This is a genomic window from Enterobacter sp. JBIWA003, assembly GCF_019968825.1.
Lineage (GTDB): Bacteria > Pseudomonadota > Gammaproteobacteria > Enterobacterales > Enterobacteriaceae > Enterobacter > Enterobacter quasiroggenkampii.
This window is the reverse complement of sequence record NZ_CP074170.1, coordinates 3,076,448-3,091,503: the sequence shown is the minus strand read 5'-3', so window position 1 is coordinate 3,091,503 and position 15,056 is coordinate 3,076,448. Positions and strand designations below refer to the sequence as shown.

Below are 15,056 nucleotides of genomic sequence, written 5' to 3'. Positions count from 1 at the left end.
TAATCAGGGAGTGTGTGTGCAGCGCGATACCTTTGTTGTAAGACAAACTTTTTTGCAATGGCTGCATAAGCGTAGCAATCCGGGGCGGATTGTTAATCTCTGTTTTCTGATCGTTCTGGTGTTTTCCACGCTCCTGACCTGGCGTGAGGTGGTGGTGCTGGAAGAGGCGTACATCTCCAGCCAGCGCAACCATCTGGATACGGTGGCCAGTTCGCTGGACAGGCAGTTACAGAACAGCGTCGACAGGATGCTGTTATTCCGCCAGGGCATGCATGATGCAATCGAGACGCCGCTGGCCTTTGATGTCTTACAGGATGCGGTGTCACGCTTTAATACCGTCCGCATGCTCCCCACCTGGCAGCTTGCCGTTGATAAAAAGCGCACGCTTCCCCTTAACGGGGTCTCGGATGCATTCGTGGATAAAACCACCCTTCTGAACCGGGACGCTGAGCGCATCAGTCATGAAATTTCTGCCGCACTCGAAGTGGGGTATCTGCTCAGGCTGGCGTCATCGAGAGCACAAACAGAAGCGCGGGTGATCTACGTCTCTCGCGCCGGTTTTTTCCTTTCCACGGATACGCCGGACCGGGCGGGCGATATTACCGCCCGCTATTATCATCTGGTCACGCAGTCCTGGTTTACCCAGCAGTCAGAACGTAACAATCGCGCGCGCGCCGTGCGCTGGTTTATCTCTACCCCTTCATCCTGGACCGGGGATGAACGAACGATCACCGCCAGCGTCCCCATCTATTTCGATCACTACTGGTACGGCGTCGTGGCGATGGACTTTACCTTAGACACGATGCAGCGTCTGCTGACCGACGCGACGGAAGACCGGACGGAGGGGGAGTATCAGCTGTACGATACCCGGCTTAATATGATAGCCACCTCTGCCCACGCGGGAAGCCTGGTTAACCATTTTGACGAACGCGAAACGGCGCAGATTGCCCAGGCGATTGAGCATGATACCGGCGGCGGGATCCGCCTCGGGAGCCGGTTTATCACCTGGGAGCGGCTCGATCACTTCGATGGCGTCGTCCTGCGGATCCACACCCTGCATGAAGGGGTGCAGGATGATTTCGGCAGTATCAGTATCGTGCTGGCGCTGCTGTGGGCACTCTTTACCGCCATGCTGTTGATCTCGTGGCTGGTGATCCGTCGGATGGTGAGTAACATGTATACGCTTCAGCACTCCCTCCAGTGGCAGGCCTGGCACGATCCGCTGACACGGCTCAATAATCGCGGCGCGCTGTTCGACCGCGCAAAATTGCTAGCGGAAACCTGTCGTCAGCAGTCGCTGCCGTTCTCGGTGATTCAGATCGATCTCGACCATTTTAAAAGCATTAACGACCGTTTCGGCCATCAGGCCGGTGATAAGGTGCTTTCCCATACGGCAGGCGTGATTGCCAGCGCGTTACGCAAGAATGATGTGGCCGGGCGCGTCGGCGGAGAAGAGTTTTGTGTGGTCCTTCCCGGCATTGGTCTGGAGGAGGCGAGAGGCGTCGCTGACCGCATTCGTTGCCGAATCACCAGTAAGGAGATCCTGGTGAAGAAGAGCACCACCCTGCGCATCAGCGCGTCACTGGGCGTCAGCAGCGCGGATGAAACGGGCAACTACGATTTTGAACAGCTGCAGTCCGTGGCGGACGTCAAGCTCTATCAGGCTAAGCAGAGCGGGCGTAACCGGGTCGTGTGGCGGGATCAGGACAGGAAGTGATCCAGCCCCTCCTGCCAGCCTGCCGGGCCGGTCTGTTGAGTGTGATAGACCCGCTCGGGGTTATCGTCCCGTAGCGTGATGCCCTGGCGGTTAATCCCCTTGATGACCACCGCGAAATCCATGCTGTCGAGCAGCGGTGCATCGTTAGGGCCATCGCCGAGCCCCAGCGTGGTGGGCTCGATCTCGTCCTGCTCGAGATACTGTTCAATCAGCCAGCTAACCGCCACGTCTTTACCGCAGCGGGCGTCGAGAATATGCCAGAAGCGCGCCCCCTGCACACACTTGAGGCCGATGTGCGCCAGCTGCTCTTCAAACTGGACCAATTTCTCGTCGGTATCGCGCCAGATGAGCGTGACGGAGGCTTCATGCTTGCGGGCAAGCGTCGAACGGTAGCGCGTCAGTCCGGTCCACTCGCTGATAACGTGCTCATCCACATCGTCAAAGGTGGTGAATTTAAAGCCCGTCTGCAGACGAATCTGCTCGATTCGCGGGCGAATATCCCGGTGTGTCATCCCCCGGATCTGACGCTGGACCTTGTCCCAGCGCACGTCAGGCTGTATTACCGCGCCGTTCTCGGCAATAAACGGCAAGCCTTCCAGCCCCAGATCCTGTTGAATATCCAGCATCTCTGCCGCGGTTTTGCTGCTGCAGAGAATAATCGGAATCTGGTTATCCTGTAGCCTGTCCAGCCAGGGCATTGCGGGTTGCCAGTCGTAGGTATGAATATCCAGCAACGCGCCATCCAGGTCAGAAAAAATCAGCAAGGTATCCCGCAGTGAAGGCATAGTGACTCCCGATGACGGTAGCGTTTCGTTCTAAGAAAATTCCTAAAAAATAACCGAATTGTTAACAGATGAAATGGGAACAATCCCTGGCAAACCCGCATTCGGCGTAAGTTATTGCTCATAACGAAAAGCATTATGTTAAAAATATTATATTCATCATAAGAATATATGCTTGTCAGACAAATTCGTTGGGGATAGTGTGGCTTGTACATCAGATTTCCTGGTGTAACGAATTTTCAAGTGCTTCTTGCATAAGCAAGTTTTGATCCCGGTCATCCCCATGACCGGGATTTTTTTCGCCCTAACGATTGGCTTCCGACACGCTAAAGTCGTGAATATCGAGCTCGAAGGCCTCCGCCAGCTCACGATAGGTGTGATAATCCCTTCCGTTAACAATGACGTGGTCCGAATTGTCGTCCGTCCTGCGGACTTCTGACTCGCTAATCTCATTGATGGCGGCCAGCAGGGCATCGACATCCACCTCGACTTCGCGCTTGATGGTGTCGCTGTACTCTTTATCGGTCTTCATTGCGGGGTTCCTCATTCAGCCGGGTCCATCGCTAAGTATAGACTGTAGATAAAAACGCCATTCACACCGGCCGGCGATGTGCGATTTTGCGTTTTGTTCTACACTGGCTCAAAACCAGAGGAGGAATGTATGAAGGTCAACGATCGGGTAACCGTTAAAACGGACGGTGGGCCGCGCCGCCCGGGTGTGGTGCTGGCAATTGAAGAGTTTAGCGAAGGGACAATGTACCTGGTATCACTGGAAGACTACCCGCTCGGCATTTGGTTTTTTAACGAACTGGGGCATCCGGACGGTATTTTTGTTGAGAAAGCAGACTAACACGGCGTCGGGTAGCACATCGCGTGCCCGACACCCTCTGCAGAAGCAAAAATCTCTGGCCAGGCCAGAGATCAAAGGTAGGGTGCACAGGGTCTTAAGCGACTAACGCATGTTGACGAAAATCCCGTTCGTCACATTATCGGTCAGGCGTACCACGTGGTAGATCACTTGCTTATTATGCGTTTTAATTTTCCGTTTAATATTTCCTTTGTGTGATGAAACGGTTTTCGCTTTAATATTCATCTGGTCGGAGATCTGAATAGTTCCTTGTCCCGCCATCCACATTCGCAGCATACTTGATTCAGTCCTGCTTAATGATAGGGTGGGTAAGTTAACCGCTCCTACATTTTTAACTTCTTTATTCAAATAATCACCCAAAATGTCATCCAGCGACTCGGGTTTAATCGATTTAGAACTGATCAATAAATTTTTACGGACCAACAAATACTCATCGAAATGGATATTCGCGATCGCCATAAAAACAATAAACAGGGTTTTTGGATGCTGATTAATGATTTGCTTAATGTGCTGACTGTTGGCTGGATCGTGAATGAAACAGTCCTCATTAATAAACACCACGCCTGGTTTTAGTTCGTCACAAGCGGCTGCGAGTTCGTCAACGGTGTGTGCATCGTTGATGTCTCTCTTTCTTACCCCTCTGCTTGCCAGGTACCCGGTTAACCCTAGCCGGGTGTAGCTGCATAAATCCATAATGATCGTTGACATGGCATACCCTCACTCAATGCGTAACGATAATTCACCATCTGCCTGAGAGCTCAAAACAGCCATACGGGATGGAAAAAAATAATAAACCTGTGAGCATGACAAAGACTTTCAGGCGGACTCACTATCCCGTAAAGTTACGTATAATTTGCCAGGAATCTTCTTAAAGTAAAGTAAATATTAAGTATTGTGAGGTGGTTAGAAACAATTAAACCGCGTCAGATATATCCTGGAAGATGTTTTTCGCGTTTTATTTTAGGAATATCCTCAGAAAGACAGTAGCAACAGTACGGTCTATTATTTACGAGGCAGTTCGCTGACAATATCCGCTAACAGGTTGAATATCTCGCCGAATAAATGTTCACAGAAGGGAGCGATAAGTGGCATCAGTAATGACATTAATAAAATTCCGACCGTCAGCGTCAACGGAAAACCAATGACAAACACCGAAAGCTGCGGCGCCATTCGGTTCAGTAAACCTAATGCCAGGTTGACGGTCAGCAGCAGGGTGATGATCGGCAGCGCCAGCATCAGCCCGTTCAGGAAGATCAGCCCCGCGGCGCGGGTGAGCGCCAGGAAAGCGTTGCTGTTTACCGGGTTTTCGCCAATCGGCAGCGTATGGAACGTGTCCACCAGCATGGAGATAAGCCACAGATGGCCGTTGAATGACAGGAACAGCAGCATGGCGAGCAGATCGATAATGCGCGCCAGCACGGGCATGTTGAGATGACTGCCGGGATCGACAAACGTGGCGAACGATAACCCCATCTGCAGGCCAATCAGTTCTCCCGCGGTACGCACGGCGGCAAAAGCGAGTTGCATGGTAAAGCCGACGGCGACGCCAATCATCACCTGCTGCAGGGCGACCCACACCGCATTTGCCGAGAAGATCGGAATATCCACGGGAGGGAGAGACGGTGCGACGATAATGGAGATGATAATCCCCAGCCCCACTTTGACACGCTTGGGTATCGATTTCTCGCTGAGAATAGGGGCGGTGGAGATCAGCGCCATGATGCGTAGCATCGGCCAGAAGTAGACGCCGAGCCACTGAACCCACTGGTCGCTGGTGAAGTGCAGCATCGTCAGGTCAGCCGATGATGTACGGCAGATTGGTAAACAGGTTGCGCATATAGTCCAGCAGCAGGTTCAGCATCCACGGTCCGGCCACGATAATCGCCACGAACACGGCGATGATTTTCGGGATGAACGACAGCGTCATTTCGTTAATCTGCGTGGCGGCCTGCAGAATACTGATAATCAGACCGGTAACCAGCGCGACAAGCAGCAGCGGAGCGGCAACGGCAATGGCGATTTTCATCGCCTCCGTGCCCATCATCATGACCGATTCGGGTGTCATTGCCGTTCCTTAACTGTAGAAACTCTGCGCCAGCGAGCTGACCAGCAGCTGCCAGCCGTCGACCAGCACAAAAAGCATGATCTTAAAGGGCAGGGCGATGGTCGCGGGCGGCACCATCATCATCCCGAGCGCCATCAGGACGCTGGCGATCACCAGGTCGATAATCAGGAACGGGATAAAGATGGTAAAGCCGATCTGGAACGCGGTTTTCAGCTCGCTGGTCACATAGGCGGGCAGCAGAATACGCATGGGCACCGCTTCCGGTCCCTGCAGCTCGCCGGTGTTGGACAGGCGGGCAAAGAGGGCCAAATCCGCTTCGCGCGTCTGGCGCAGCATAAACTCCCGCAGCGGCTGCGCGCCTTTATCCAGCGCTTCCTGCATGGAGATTTTATCTTCGCTGAACGGCTGGTAGGCGTCGGTGTAAATCTTATCGATCACCGGCGACATAATGAAAAAGGTCAAAAACAACGCCAGTCCGAGCAGAACCTGGTTTGGCGGAGCGGAAGGGGTGCCCAGCGCGTTTCGCAGCAGACCAAAAACGATGATGATGCGGGTGAAGCTGGTCATCATCAGCAGGATAGCCGGAATAAACGTCAGCGAGGTGATGAATACCAGCGTCTGCACCGGAAGCGACCAGCTTTGGCCGCCGCCTGCGAGAGGGGTTGACACCAGACCGGGCAGTTGCGCATAGACCGCGGGAGCAAACAGGCCAACGCCCGCAAGCGTCAGGGATAACAAACGGCGCATCAGGATCTCCCGGAACGCTTAAGCAAACTCTTCATCACGGACTGGAAATCCGCAGGGGCCTCTGCACGCTCGTCCACCACAGCAGGGGCGGGCGGCAGCTTATGTAATACGCTGATGTTTGACGCCGTGACGCCCAGAACCAGACGCGCATCGTCCACCTCGACGATGACCACGCGTTCACGTGGTCCCAGGGTGGTGCTGGCGCTGACCTTCAGCCCGCGGGCGCCGGCGGTTTTCCCCGCCAGGCCAAAGCGCTTCGCCAGCCAGGCGGCGATAAGAATAAAGGCAATAATACCGAACAATGCCCCGCTCACCTGGAGCAGAGGTGAGCCGGGAACGGCAGAAGGTTGCGATAGTGTTGCCTGGGTTTTCATGCTTAACGGCTCAGACGACGCATACGTTCAGACGGGGTAATGATGTCGGTGATACGTACGCCGTATTTATCGGCTACCACCACCACTTCACCCTGAGCAATCAGATAGCCGTTGATCAGAATATCCAGCGGCTCACCGGCCAGGCCGTCAAGGGCCACCACGGAACCCTGCGTCAGACGCAGCAGCTCTTTAATGGTCATACGGGTGCGTCCCAGCTCAACGGTCAGCTTAACCGGGATATCCATAATCAGGTCGATGTCCTGCAGCGTGCCGCTGACGTCACCGCCACCGAGCTGCTGGAATACGGCATCCGCAGCACTTTTGGCCGGGGTCGCTTTTTGCTCGTTTAACGCGTCAGCCCACAGATCGTCCAGTGCTCCGCTGTTTTCATCGGACGGATTGTTCATGTCACTCATTTGGGCTGTTCCTCATTCAGCGAATTCAAAATCGGGTTGATCAAGTGCTCAACGCGTAACGCATACTGACCGTTAATCGTGCCGTACTGGCTTGTCAGCACGGGGACACCATCCACATGGGCAATAATGCGGTCGGGTTTTTCTATCGGCAAAACATCACCGGGTTGTAATTTCAGGATCTGAGATAACCGCAGCGGGATATCGGCGAAGCTCGCCACCAGCTCAAGCTGCGAATGCTGGACCTGGCGGACCAGGTTTTCACGCCAGTTCTGGTCTTCGTTGCGGGAGTTCTCCAGCGGCGGGTTAACCAGCAGCTCGCGCAGCGGTTCGATCATGCTGAACGGCAGGCAGATGTTGAACTCGCCGGTCAGGTTACCGATCTCCACGTGGAACGGGGTGTTAACGACGATATCGTTCGGGGAGGTGGTGATATTGGTAAATTTCACCTGCATCTCAGAACGGACGTACTCCACTTCCAGCGGGTTAATCGCTTTCCACGCGTCGCTGTAGGACTCCAGCGCCAGCTTCAGCATGCGGTTAATGACGCGCTGTTCGGTGTGGGTGAATTCACGACCTTCTACTTTGGTCGGGAAACGCCCGTCGCCGCCGAACAGGTTATCCACCGCAATGAACACCAGGCTTGGGGAAAACACCACCAGACCGGTGCCGCGCAGCGGCTTCAGATGAATCAGGTTAAGGTTGGTTGGCACCGGCAGGTTGCGGGCAAACTCATGATACGGCTGAATGCGGATCGCACCGACCGTGATATCCGGGCTACGACGCAGCAGGTTAAACAGCCCCATACGGAACTGACGTGCAAAACGTTCGTTAATGATCTCCAGCGCCTGCAGACGTTCACGTACCACGCGACGCTGGGTATTCGGGTCATAGGGACGAATATCGCTATCGCCGCCGATACCCGGTTGCGGATCATCACTTTTATCGCTGTCGCCGTTGAGCAGCGCATCGATTTCTGCCTGAGAAAGAATACTGTCGCCCATGTCGTTACCGCAGAATGAAGGCTGTATACAGAACGTCAGTGACTTCCTGCTTAGGTTGGCCGTTTACCAGCGGGGTCGCCAGCGTTTGTTTAATGGCGTCGACTAGCTTTTGCTTACCCACATCGGTGGCCAGCGCCGAAGCGTCCTGACGAGAGAACAGCAGCAGAAGGCGGCTACGCACCTCCGGAAGATAATCATTCAGACGCGCGCGCGTGGCTTCATCCTTCAGGCGCAGCGTAATACCGACGTACAGCACACGATCCGCGTCACCGAGATTCACGGTGAAGGTGTCCAGAGGGAAAAATACCGGCGCCGGTGGCGGTGCAGGTTCGGCTTTGGCCGCAGCGGTCGAAGGTTCCTGCTGCATACGCCAGTAACTATAGCCCGCGGTGGCGCAGGCGGCGAGCGTGATCAACACCAGCAGCGGGATCCAGATGGAACGCTTACTTTTTTTGGTGATAGCGGAGTCAGTCATCTGATACGAGCTTCCTGTTTCGGTACAGCTTAATAAGGTGATTATCCCGTGTCCTGCTGTCGTCAAAGCGTGGAAAAGACGGGGATAATCACGCTACCTCTGGCGTTTAGGCGAAGATGTCTACGGCACTGTTACCGCGCGCGGCGGATTGCAGGGCGGCAGGAACGGGCAGTAGTTCATCGCTCTCTTCATTAAAACCGCCGGTGTTGCCGGAACGCGAAGCCTGGTGCTGCTGCTGGGATGAGGACTGCTGCTGCCCGGCTAAGCTCTCGCTGCTGACGCTGCTCTGCGCAAGCTGAATGCCGTTTTCTGCCAGCGAGGTTCGCAGTACCGGCAGCGCGGCTTCCAGCGCCGCACGGACATGGCTGTGCGCAGAGACCATCTGCAACTGCGCCTGGTTATCATCCAGCTTAAGCGAAATTTGTACCTGACCCAGATCTTCCGGGTGCAGACGCAGCTCGGCCGTCTGCTGGCCCTGTTTGGTGAACAGGGTGATGTGCTGGCTCAGGGACTGCTGCCATTCATGCGTGCCCAGAGGCTGGCTTAACACCGGCGCGGGAGCAACGGTGGCGGCCGTCTGACTGGTTGCATGGCTGGACATAATTGGTGCCAGGGTAGCCGTCGGCGATGATGAAGAGGAGGCGCTGGCGAGCTCCTGCTTCTCTGCGGTTGCAGCCACGACCGGCGTGGCCGGCGCGTTGCCCGACAGGGCCGGGTCGCTGTTTTTCGCCTGGCTCTGATAAGGCGCAGCACTCTGCGCTTTATCATGGCTTCCCGGAAGCGCGTTCAGGGACGGTTGGCCCGCGCCGTTTTGCGCAAGCGCCGCTGTACTCAGCGTTGCGGTGGCGGAAACGCCGTCACTGCCAGCTACGCGAGAGGCGGTAGTTTGCTGGTGCGGCAGCATCGCCATCAGGGCGCTCAATCCGGCCAGCTCCTCTTCGCTCAGCTCGCTTTTACCGTCATCTTTGCTGTTCGCGGCATTGATCGTCTTCAGTGCGTCACCTTTAGACAGCGGTACCAGTCCGGAAACCAGCGTATCAAGCGAGGTGACGGGCGCCGTTTCGTCGCCATTCAGCGCGGTTTGGCGCGAGAGCAGGTCGGCAATTTTGGCCTGCAGGGTGGTATCCCCTTTGGCGTCCTGAGCAACGTGGGACAGCTTGCTGCCGGCGGCTTTCAGGTCAGCCAGGGTCAGTGGCGCATCTTTGCCCTTGCCCGTCGCGTCCGACAGGGCGCCCGCGAGCAGCGCGAGAAAGTCCTGTGCACCGTCGGTGCCTTTCCCCGTCTGCGTACCGCCTGACAGGTCGCTGTCGCTCATCAGCAGTTGTTGCAGTGTGATCATTCCGGTTTCCTCATTGATGCGCGCTGGGCAAACTCATCCATTTTTTTCTGATCCAGACGGTTTTCCGCCAGGGTCGTTGCCGCAATCTGTCGGTCCTGTAAGGTCTGCCAGGCCTGCAGTCGCTGCTTCTTCTCGCGCCAGAAATTCAGCGCGGTATCGACTTTCTGGGTCCACTGGTGAAGCTGCTGGCGATGCTGATCTATCGCCTTCTCCAGCGTCTGGATAAACTGCTGATAGTTAATCCAGCGCTGGCTTCCAATGCCCTGTGTCATATCGGTATTGAGGTTGGTGCGATATTCATGCTGATAGTCGATTAACATCTTCAACTGTTCTTCAGCCTGCTGGCACCCGCGTCGCATTGCGCCAAGCTGCAATGCGGCATCATCAACTTCTTTTTCAGCCAGATCTTTCAGCGTTGATAACGCGCTGTTTTGCGCCATGACCTTCGCCCTCCACCTGTGTTACACCTGCGGGAAAATCAGCTCCAGTGCCTGAATTGAATCTTCCCAGTTGGCACGTTCAAAAATGCCTTGTTGTAAAAATGCCTCCAGCTGCGGCCACAGGGTAATCGCTTTGTCGAGCATCGGGTCGCTGCCTTTGGCATACGCCCCCACGCTGACCAGATCGCGGTTGCGCTGGAAGCTGGAGAGGAGTTGTTTAAAGTTACGCACGCGGGCGTAGTGCTTCTCGGTTATCAGCGCCGTCATTGCGCGGCTGATAGAGGCTTCAATATCAATTGCCGGATAGTGTCCGGCTTCGGCGAGACGACGCGACAGCACAATATGGCCGTCAAGGATCGCGCGCGCAGAGTCGGCAATCGGATCCTGCTGGTCATCGCCTTCGGTCAGCACCGTATAGAACGCGGTGATGGAGCCGCCGCCGCTGATGCCGTTCCCCGCACGTTCCACCAGGGCAGGGAGTTTGGCGAAGACCGAAGGTGGGTAGCCTTTGGTCGCCGGTGGCTCACCGATAGCCAGCGCAATTTCACGCTGCGCCATCGCGTAGCGGGTCAGCGAATCCATGATCAGCAGCACGTGCTTGCCGCGGTCACGAAAATCTTCGGCGATGCGGGTGGCATACGCTGCCCCCTGCATACGCAGTAACGGTGACACGTCCGCCGGTGCGGCAATGACCACCGAGCGGGCACGGCCTTCCGCACCCAGAATGTTTTCAATGAAATCTTTAACTTCGCGACCACGTTCGCCGATCAGGCCCACAACGATAACGTCGGCCTGGGTATAGCGCGCCATCATGCCGAGCAGAACGGATTTACCCACGCCTGACCCGGCGAACAGGCCCATACGTTGCCCACGTCCCACGGTCAGCAGGGCGTTAATCGGGCGTACGCCGGTATCGAGCACATGCTCGATAGGGGTTCGCTGCAGGGGGTTAAACGGCTGGGTGATTAATGCGCCGGTTTCGGTGGTGTCCGGCGAGGGCAGCCCGTCGAGCGGCTTCCCGCTGCCGTCCAGCACGCGCCCCAGCAGGGCAGGACCAAGTGGCAGCTGTTTCCCGCTTTGCAGCCCATCGCCAGACGTGTTTTTGGCATACACGCGCGCGCCGGGCAGAATGCCTTCCACCTCTTCAAGCGGCATCAGGAACAGGCGCTGGCCGTTGAACCCGACCACTTCGCTTTCCACTTCACGCGTTTCCAGACCGTCCTGACGCTCGATCACGCAGGTCGCGCCCAGCGGCAGTTGCAGGCCGGTGGCCTCCAGTACCAAACCGGTGGCGCGCGTCAGTCGCCCATAACGACGAACAGAGGGCAGTTGCGCCATCTTCGTCTCAAAATTGTCGAGCGTGGTGAGCCAGCGGGTGAGGCGTGCGGTCATCAGACGACTCCCGGTGCCGCCAGGCGGCACAGTTCCTGCCAGCGGGTGGCGACGCTGGCATCCAGATCGCCTTCATCGGCTGAGACTTTGCAGCCGCCGTGATGTAACGACGGATCGCCGCGCAGACGCCAGCCGTGCAGGTTTAGCGTCGCGCCCAGGCTCTCTTCCACGCGCTGCAGGTCGTCCGGATGGACGCGCAGCTGCGGCTTACCGCTGAACAGCGGCTCCTGCTGCAGCAGGCCCTGAATTTGTTTGATCAGCGCCGTGTTATCCACGACGGGCGTCTGGCCGATCACCTGACGCGCGGCTTCCAGCGCCATCTGCATCAGTCGCGAGGCAATCACGCTGTCCAGCGCGTCCAGCGTGTGCTGAAACTCGCTGACCAGCTGCTGCATGCGGGCATGGATCGGCGCCTGCTGCTGGCGCGCCTGATCGATACCGTGCTCTAACCCTTTTGACAGGCCTTCCTGATACCCCAGCTCGTGGCCTTTCTGCCGGCCTTCGTTCAGACCGGCATTGTAGCCCTGCTCGTGCGCCTGCATTTGCAGCTGAGCCAGCATCTGTGCTTGCTGCTCTTCTTCGCTTAGCTCAGGCTGTTCGACGTCCGGGTCAAGCTCCTCGGTCGGGATCACGGCTGGCGTGAACTCGGAGAGGGGAGGGGCCAAATCGTCCGGCGTCCAACGCTTCCACGGCAGCTCATTAGACATAGGTGTCGTCTCCGCTGCCAATCACCATCTCGCCGGTTTCCGCCAGACGACGAACAATAAGCAGAATGGCTTTCTGTTCGTTTTCCACCTGAGACAGACGAACCGGGCCGCGGTTGGCAAGGTCGTCGCGCAGGATATCGGCCGCACGCTGAGACATGTTGCGCAGGAACTTCTCGCGCAGCGGCTGCTCGGCGCCTTTGAGGGCGATAAGCAGCGACTCGGAATCCACTTCCTGGAGCAGGCGCTGGATGCTGCGGTCGTCCACTTCGACGAGGTTTTCGAACAGGAACATCTCGTCGATGATTTTCTGTGCCAGCTCGCCGTCGAATTCGCGAACCGCCGTAATGACGGCCTCTTCCTGCTGCGTTTTCATCAGGTTGATGATTTCCGCCGCCGTTCTCACGCCGCCCATTTTGCTGCGCTTGAGGTTCTGGCCGTCGAGCAGGTTGTTCAGCACCTCGGTCAGCTCCGCCAACGCGGCTGGCTGGACGCCGCCGAAGGTGGCGATACGCAGCATCACATCGTGACGCAGGCGCTCTTCGAACAGCGCCAGAATATCGGCCGCCTGACCACGTTTGAGGTGGACAAGGATGGTGGCGATAATCTGCGGGTGCTCGTCGCGAATAAGGTCGGCGGCACTCTGCGGTTCCATAAAGTTGAGCGTTTCGATACCGCTGGCGGTATCGCGCGTTTCCAGAATATCTTCCAGCAGGCTGGCGGCACGCTCTTCGCCCAGCGCCTTGACCAGCACGGAACGCAGGTAGTCGTTGGCGTTGACGTTCAGCGCGGCAAACTGTTCGGCTTCCTGCTCAAACTCCGACAGCACTTCGGTCAGCTGTTTATTGGAGATTTGACGCACGTTGGCCATGGCCGCACTGAGAATCTGTACCTCTCGCTGGGAGAGGTGTTTAAACACCTCTGCCGCGCGATCTTCGCCAATGGTCATCAACAGGATGACGCTTTTATCGGTGCCCGTAAGCGTATTACTCATGTTCGTTACCCATCCACTGGCGGATGACCAGCGCCACGACGCGCGGATCGTTATCTGACATTTCGCGAATGCGCTGGCTCATCACCTCGGCACCCATGCGCTGGTTAGCACGGCGTTGCTGCATCTGTTCATCTTTACTGAGGCGAACTTCAACCGCTTCTTCCGTTTCCTGACGCGCATTCATCTGCTCGCGAGCCGCTTTTTCAGCTTCGGCACGGCGCTGGAGCTGTGGACGAACGCCCTTACGCCACAGCAGCCACGCAACAATCAGCACCAGCAGCCAGCGTCCTGCGGACATCAGCTGGTCGATAAACGCCTGCTGTTGCCAGAACGGCAGTTCACCGCCGGTCTCTTCAACCGAGTTGAACGGTGAGTTCACCACGTTGAGGGTATCGCCGCGCTTCTCGGAGTAACCCATCGCTTCGCGGGTCAGGTTTTCAATCTGCTTCATCTGCTCGGCGGTCAACGGCAACGGTTTGCCATCCGCCAGCGTTTTGTAGTTCACCACTACCGCAACAGAGAGACGCTGAATATCGCCCACGTTCAGTTTAGTGTGACGAATCGTTCTATCCACTTCGTAGTTCGTGGTTTCGTTACGGCTGGTGTTTCGTGGGCCGCTGTTATTCGCCGTAGAGGTGGTCTGCTGATTATTTTGCTGACCGTTCTGCTGATTGGCCGGCGGCGTAGAGATCGGCGCCGCGTTTGCCGGGGCAGGCTGGTTAGACAGCGCGCCCGGCACGCCGCCCGGGTAGGCACCGCCAACCTGCTCGCTGGAGTTGATTTGACGCGAACGCATGACCGCCTGAGCCGCATCGCCGTTCGGGCTGTACTGCTCTTCGGTTTGTTCTTTATTCGAGAAGTCGATCTGCGCGGTGACTTGCGCGTGCACGTTGCTGTTGCCCACAACCGGGCCGAGGATCGCTTCGATACGACGCTGGAGACGGCTTTCGACATCGGCGGCATATTTCAGCTGCGCGTCATTCAGATCGCGACCGGCGGTATTGGATTGCGTCAGCAGGTGACCGCTCTGGTCAACCAGCGTCACGTTACCCGGCGGCAGACCGGCCACGGCGCTGGAGACGAGATGCGTCACCGCGCTGATTTGCCCTTCGTCCAGCGCGCGGCCAGGCTCAAGGTTCACGGTCACGGAAGCCGAAGGTGATTTCTGTTCGCGGACAAATAAGGAAGGTTTAGGCATCGCCAGGTGCACGCGGGCGCTCTTCACCGGGCCTAATGTTTCAATGGTGCGGGCCAGTTCACCTTCCAGCGCACGCTGGTAGTTCACCTGCTCGCTGAACTGGCTGATACCGAATTTTTCCTGATCCAGCAGCTCAAAGCCTACCGCGCCGCCTTTTGGCAGCCCCTGCTGGGCCAGGCGCAGACGCAGTTCGTGCACCTTATCTGCCGGGACCTCCAGCGCACCGCCATTATCGGCAAAGCGATAAGGGATGTTCATCTGGGTCAGCTGGGTGACGATGGCGCCGCCATCCTGATCGGAAAGGTTACTGTAGAGCGTCCGGTAATCAGGGCTTTTCGCCCACAGGACCATCGCTACAAGGATCGCAATTGCGGCAGCGCCTGCCACGATCAACGGGATTTTAGGATTCGCGCGAAGGCGGTTCATCCACTCGAGTGATTTATTCTGCGGCGCTGTCGATGCTGTTGCACTCATTGCGCACCTCTTAAATCCTGGTGGTTTACGTTATTCGTGTAGAGAAACAAAACTGACTCCCGGGTCGGCA

17 protein-coding genes and 1 pseudogene are annotated in these 15,056 nt (G+C 56.8%); 2 read left to right on the top strand and 16 right to left on the bottom strand.

Annotated features, from left to right (window positions below):
* The first annotated feature begins 16 nt into the window (after window positions 1-16).
* Window positions 17-1,717: a cellulose biosynthesis regulator diguanylate cyclase DgcQ gene (dgcQ, locus tag KGP25_RS14920; protein ID WP_223539206.1), complete on the top strand. Its 1,701-nt coding sequence runs from the start codon at window positions 17-19 to the stop codon at window positions 1,715-1,717.
* Here the strand turns inward: dgcQ and KGP25_RS14915 are convergent.
* Together KGP25_RS14915 and yodD are read right to left on the bottom strand one after the other, a co-directional pair.
* The gene (locus KGP25_RS14915; RefSeq protein WP_223539205.1) at window positions 1,702-2,502 is read right to left on the bottom strand and encodes a mannosyl-3-phosphoglycerate phosphatase-related protein; all 801 of its coding nucleotides are present in this window, start codon (window positions 2,500-2,502) and stop codon (window positions 1,702-1,704) included. The two genes, dgcQ and KGP25_RS14915, sit on opposite strands and share 16 nt — an antisense overlap.
* Window positions 2,503-2,803: 301 nt before the next feature.
* Complete coding sequence (yodD, locus tag KGP25_RS14910; RefSeq protein WP_148769029.1) at window positions 2,804-3,031, bottom strand: YodD family peroxide/acid resistance protein; 228 nt, start codon at window positions 3,029-3,031, stop codon at window positions 2,804-2,806.
* A gap of 129 nt (window positions 3,032-3,160) precedes the next feature.
* Here yodD and dsrB point away from each other — a divergent pair, with 129 nt between their 5' ends.
* A complete protein-coding gene (gene dsrB, locus KGP25_RS14905; RefSeq protein ID WP_008500312.1) occupies window positions 3,161-3,349 on the top strand; it encodes a protein DsrB in 189 nt (62 codons plus the stop codon).
* A gap of 102 nt (window positions 3,350-3,451) precedes the next feature.
* Here the strand turns inward: dsrB and rcsA are convergent, their stop codons facing one another.
* The 14 genes and pseudogenes from rcsA to fliF all read right to left on the bottom strand — a co-directional run bounded on the left by rcsA (window position 3,452) and on the right by fliF (window position 14,986).
* Complete coding sequence (gene rcsA / locus KGP25_RS14900) at window positions 3,452-4,075, bottom strand: transcriptional regulator RcsA (protein WP_008500313.1); 624 nt, start codon at window positions 4,073-4,075, stop codon at window positions 3,452-3,454.
* 287 nt (window positions 4,076-4,362) lie between these two features.
* Window positions 4,363-5,155 (bottom strand): annotated as a pseudogene (gene fliR / locus KGP25_RS14895) (flagellar biosynthetic protein FliR); the annotation flags it as partial.
* A 7-nt stretch (window positions 5,156-5,162) separates the two neighbouring features.
* Window positions 5,163-5,432 carry a flagellar biosynthesis protein FliQ gene (gene fliQ / locus KGP25_RS14890; protein WP_008500315.1) on the bottom strand — a complete coding sequence of 90 codons (270 nt, stop codon included), beginning with the start codon at window positions 5,430-5,432 and terminating at the stop codon, window positions 5,163-5,165.
* A gap of 9 nt (window positions 5,433-5,441) precedes the next feature.
* Complete coding sequence (gene fliP / locus KGP25_RS14885; RefSeq protein ID WP_008500316.1) at window positions 5,442-6,179, bottom strand: flagellar type III secretion system pore protein FliP; 738 nt, start codon at window positions 6,177-6,179, stop codon at window positions 5,442-5,444.
* The gene (gene fliO / locus KGP25_RS14880; protein ID WP_028016024.1) at window positions 6,179-6,553 is read right to left on the bottom strand and encodes a flagellar biosynthetic protein FliO; all 375 of its coding nucleotides are present in this window, start codon (window positions 6,551-6,553) and stop codon (window positions 6,179-6,181) included. The genes fliP and fliO overlap by 1 nt, the downstream gene beginning before the upstream one ends.
* Window positions 6,554-6,555: 2 nt before the next feature.
* Window positions 6,556-6,969, bottom strand: coding sequence for a flagellar motor switch protein FliN (gene fliN, locus KGP25_RS14875; RefSeq protein ID WP_008500318.1), 414 nt, complete (start codon window positions 6,967-6,969; stop codon window positions 6,556-6,558).
* On the bottom strand, window positions 6,966-7,970 hold the full coding sequence (fliM, locus tag KGP25_RS14870) for a flagellar motor switch protein FliM (RefSeq protein ID WP_008500320.1): 1,005 nt from the start codon (window positions 7,968-7,970) through the stop codon (window positions 6,966-6,968). The genes fliN and fliM overlap by 4 nt, the downstream gene beginning before the upstream one ends.
* Window positions 7,971-7,974: 4 nt before the next feature.
* Window positions 7,975-8,445 carry a flagellar basal body-associated protein FliL gene (fliL, locus tag KGP25_RS14865; RefSeq protein WP_021241388.1) on the bottom strand — a complete coding sequence of 157 codons (471 nt, stop codon included), beginning with the start codon at window positions 8,443-8,445 and terminating at the stop codon, window positions 7,975-7,977.
* A gap of 106 nt (window positions 8,446-8,551) precedes the next feature.
* Complete coding sequence (gene fliK, locus KGP25_RS14860) at window positions 8,552-9,784, bottom strand: flagellar hook length control protein FliK (protein ID WP_223539204.1); 1,233 nt, start codon at window positions 9,782-9,784, stop codon at window positions 8,552-8,554.
* A complete protein-coding gene (gene fliJ / locus KGP25_RS14855; protein WP_021241386.1) occupies window positions 9,781-10,224 on the bottom strand; it encodes a flagellar export protein FliJ in 444 nt (147 codons plus the stop codon). Before fliJ ends, fliK begins: the two co-directional genes overlap by 4 nt.
* Window positions 10,225-10,245: 21 nt before the next feature.
* Entirely contained in the window at window positions 10,246-11,616 is a 1,371-nt protein-coding gene (gene fliI, locus KGP25_RS14850) for a flagellar protein export ATPase FliI (RefSeq protein WP_045908161.1), read from the bottom strand.
* Window positions 11,616-12,323: a flagellar assembly protein FliH gene (fliH, locus tag KGP25_RS14845; protein ID WP_045908162.1), complete on the bottom strand. Its 708-nt coding sequence runs from the start codon at window positions 12,321-12,323 to the stop codon at window positions 11,616-11,618. Before fliH ends, fliI begins: the two co-directional genes overlap by 1 nt.
* Window positions 12,316-13,314: a flagellar motor switch protein FliG gene (fliG, locus tag KGP25_RS14840; RefSeq protein ID WP_008500327.1), complete on the bottom strand. Its 999-nt coding sequence runs from the start codon at window positions 13,312-13,314 to the stop codon at window positions 12,316-12,318. Before fliG ends, fliH begins: the two co-directional genes overlap by 8 nt.
* Entirely contained in the window at window positions 13,307-14,986 is a 1,680-nt protein-coding gene (gene fliF, locus KGP25_RS14835; RefSeq protein ID WP_048029395.1) for a flagellar basal-body MS-ring/collar protein FliF, read from the bottom strand. The genes fliG and fliF overlap by 8 nt, the downstream gene beginning before the upstream one ends.
* Between the last annotated feature and the right edge of the window lie 70 nt (window positions 14,987-15,056).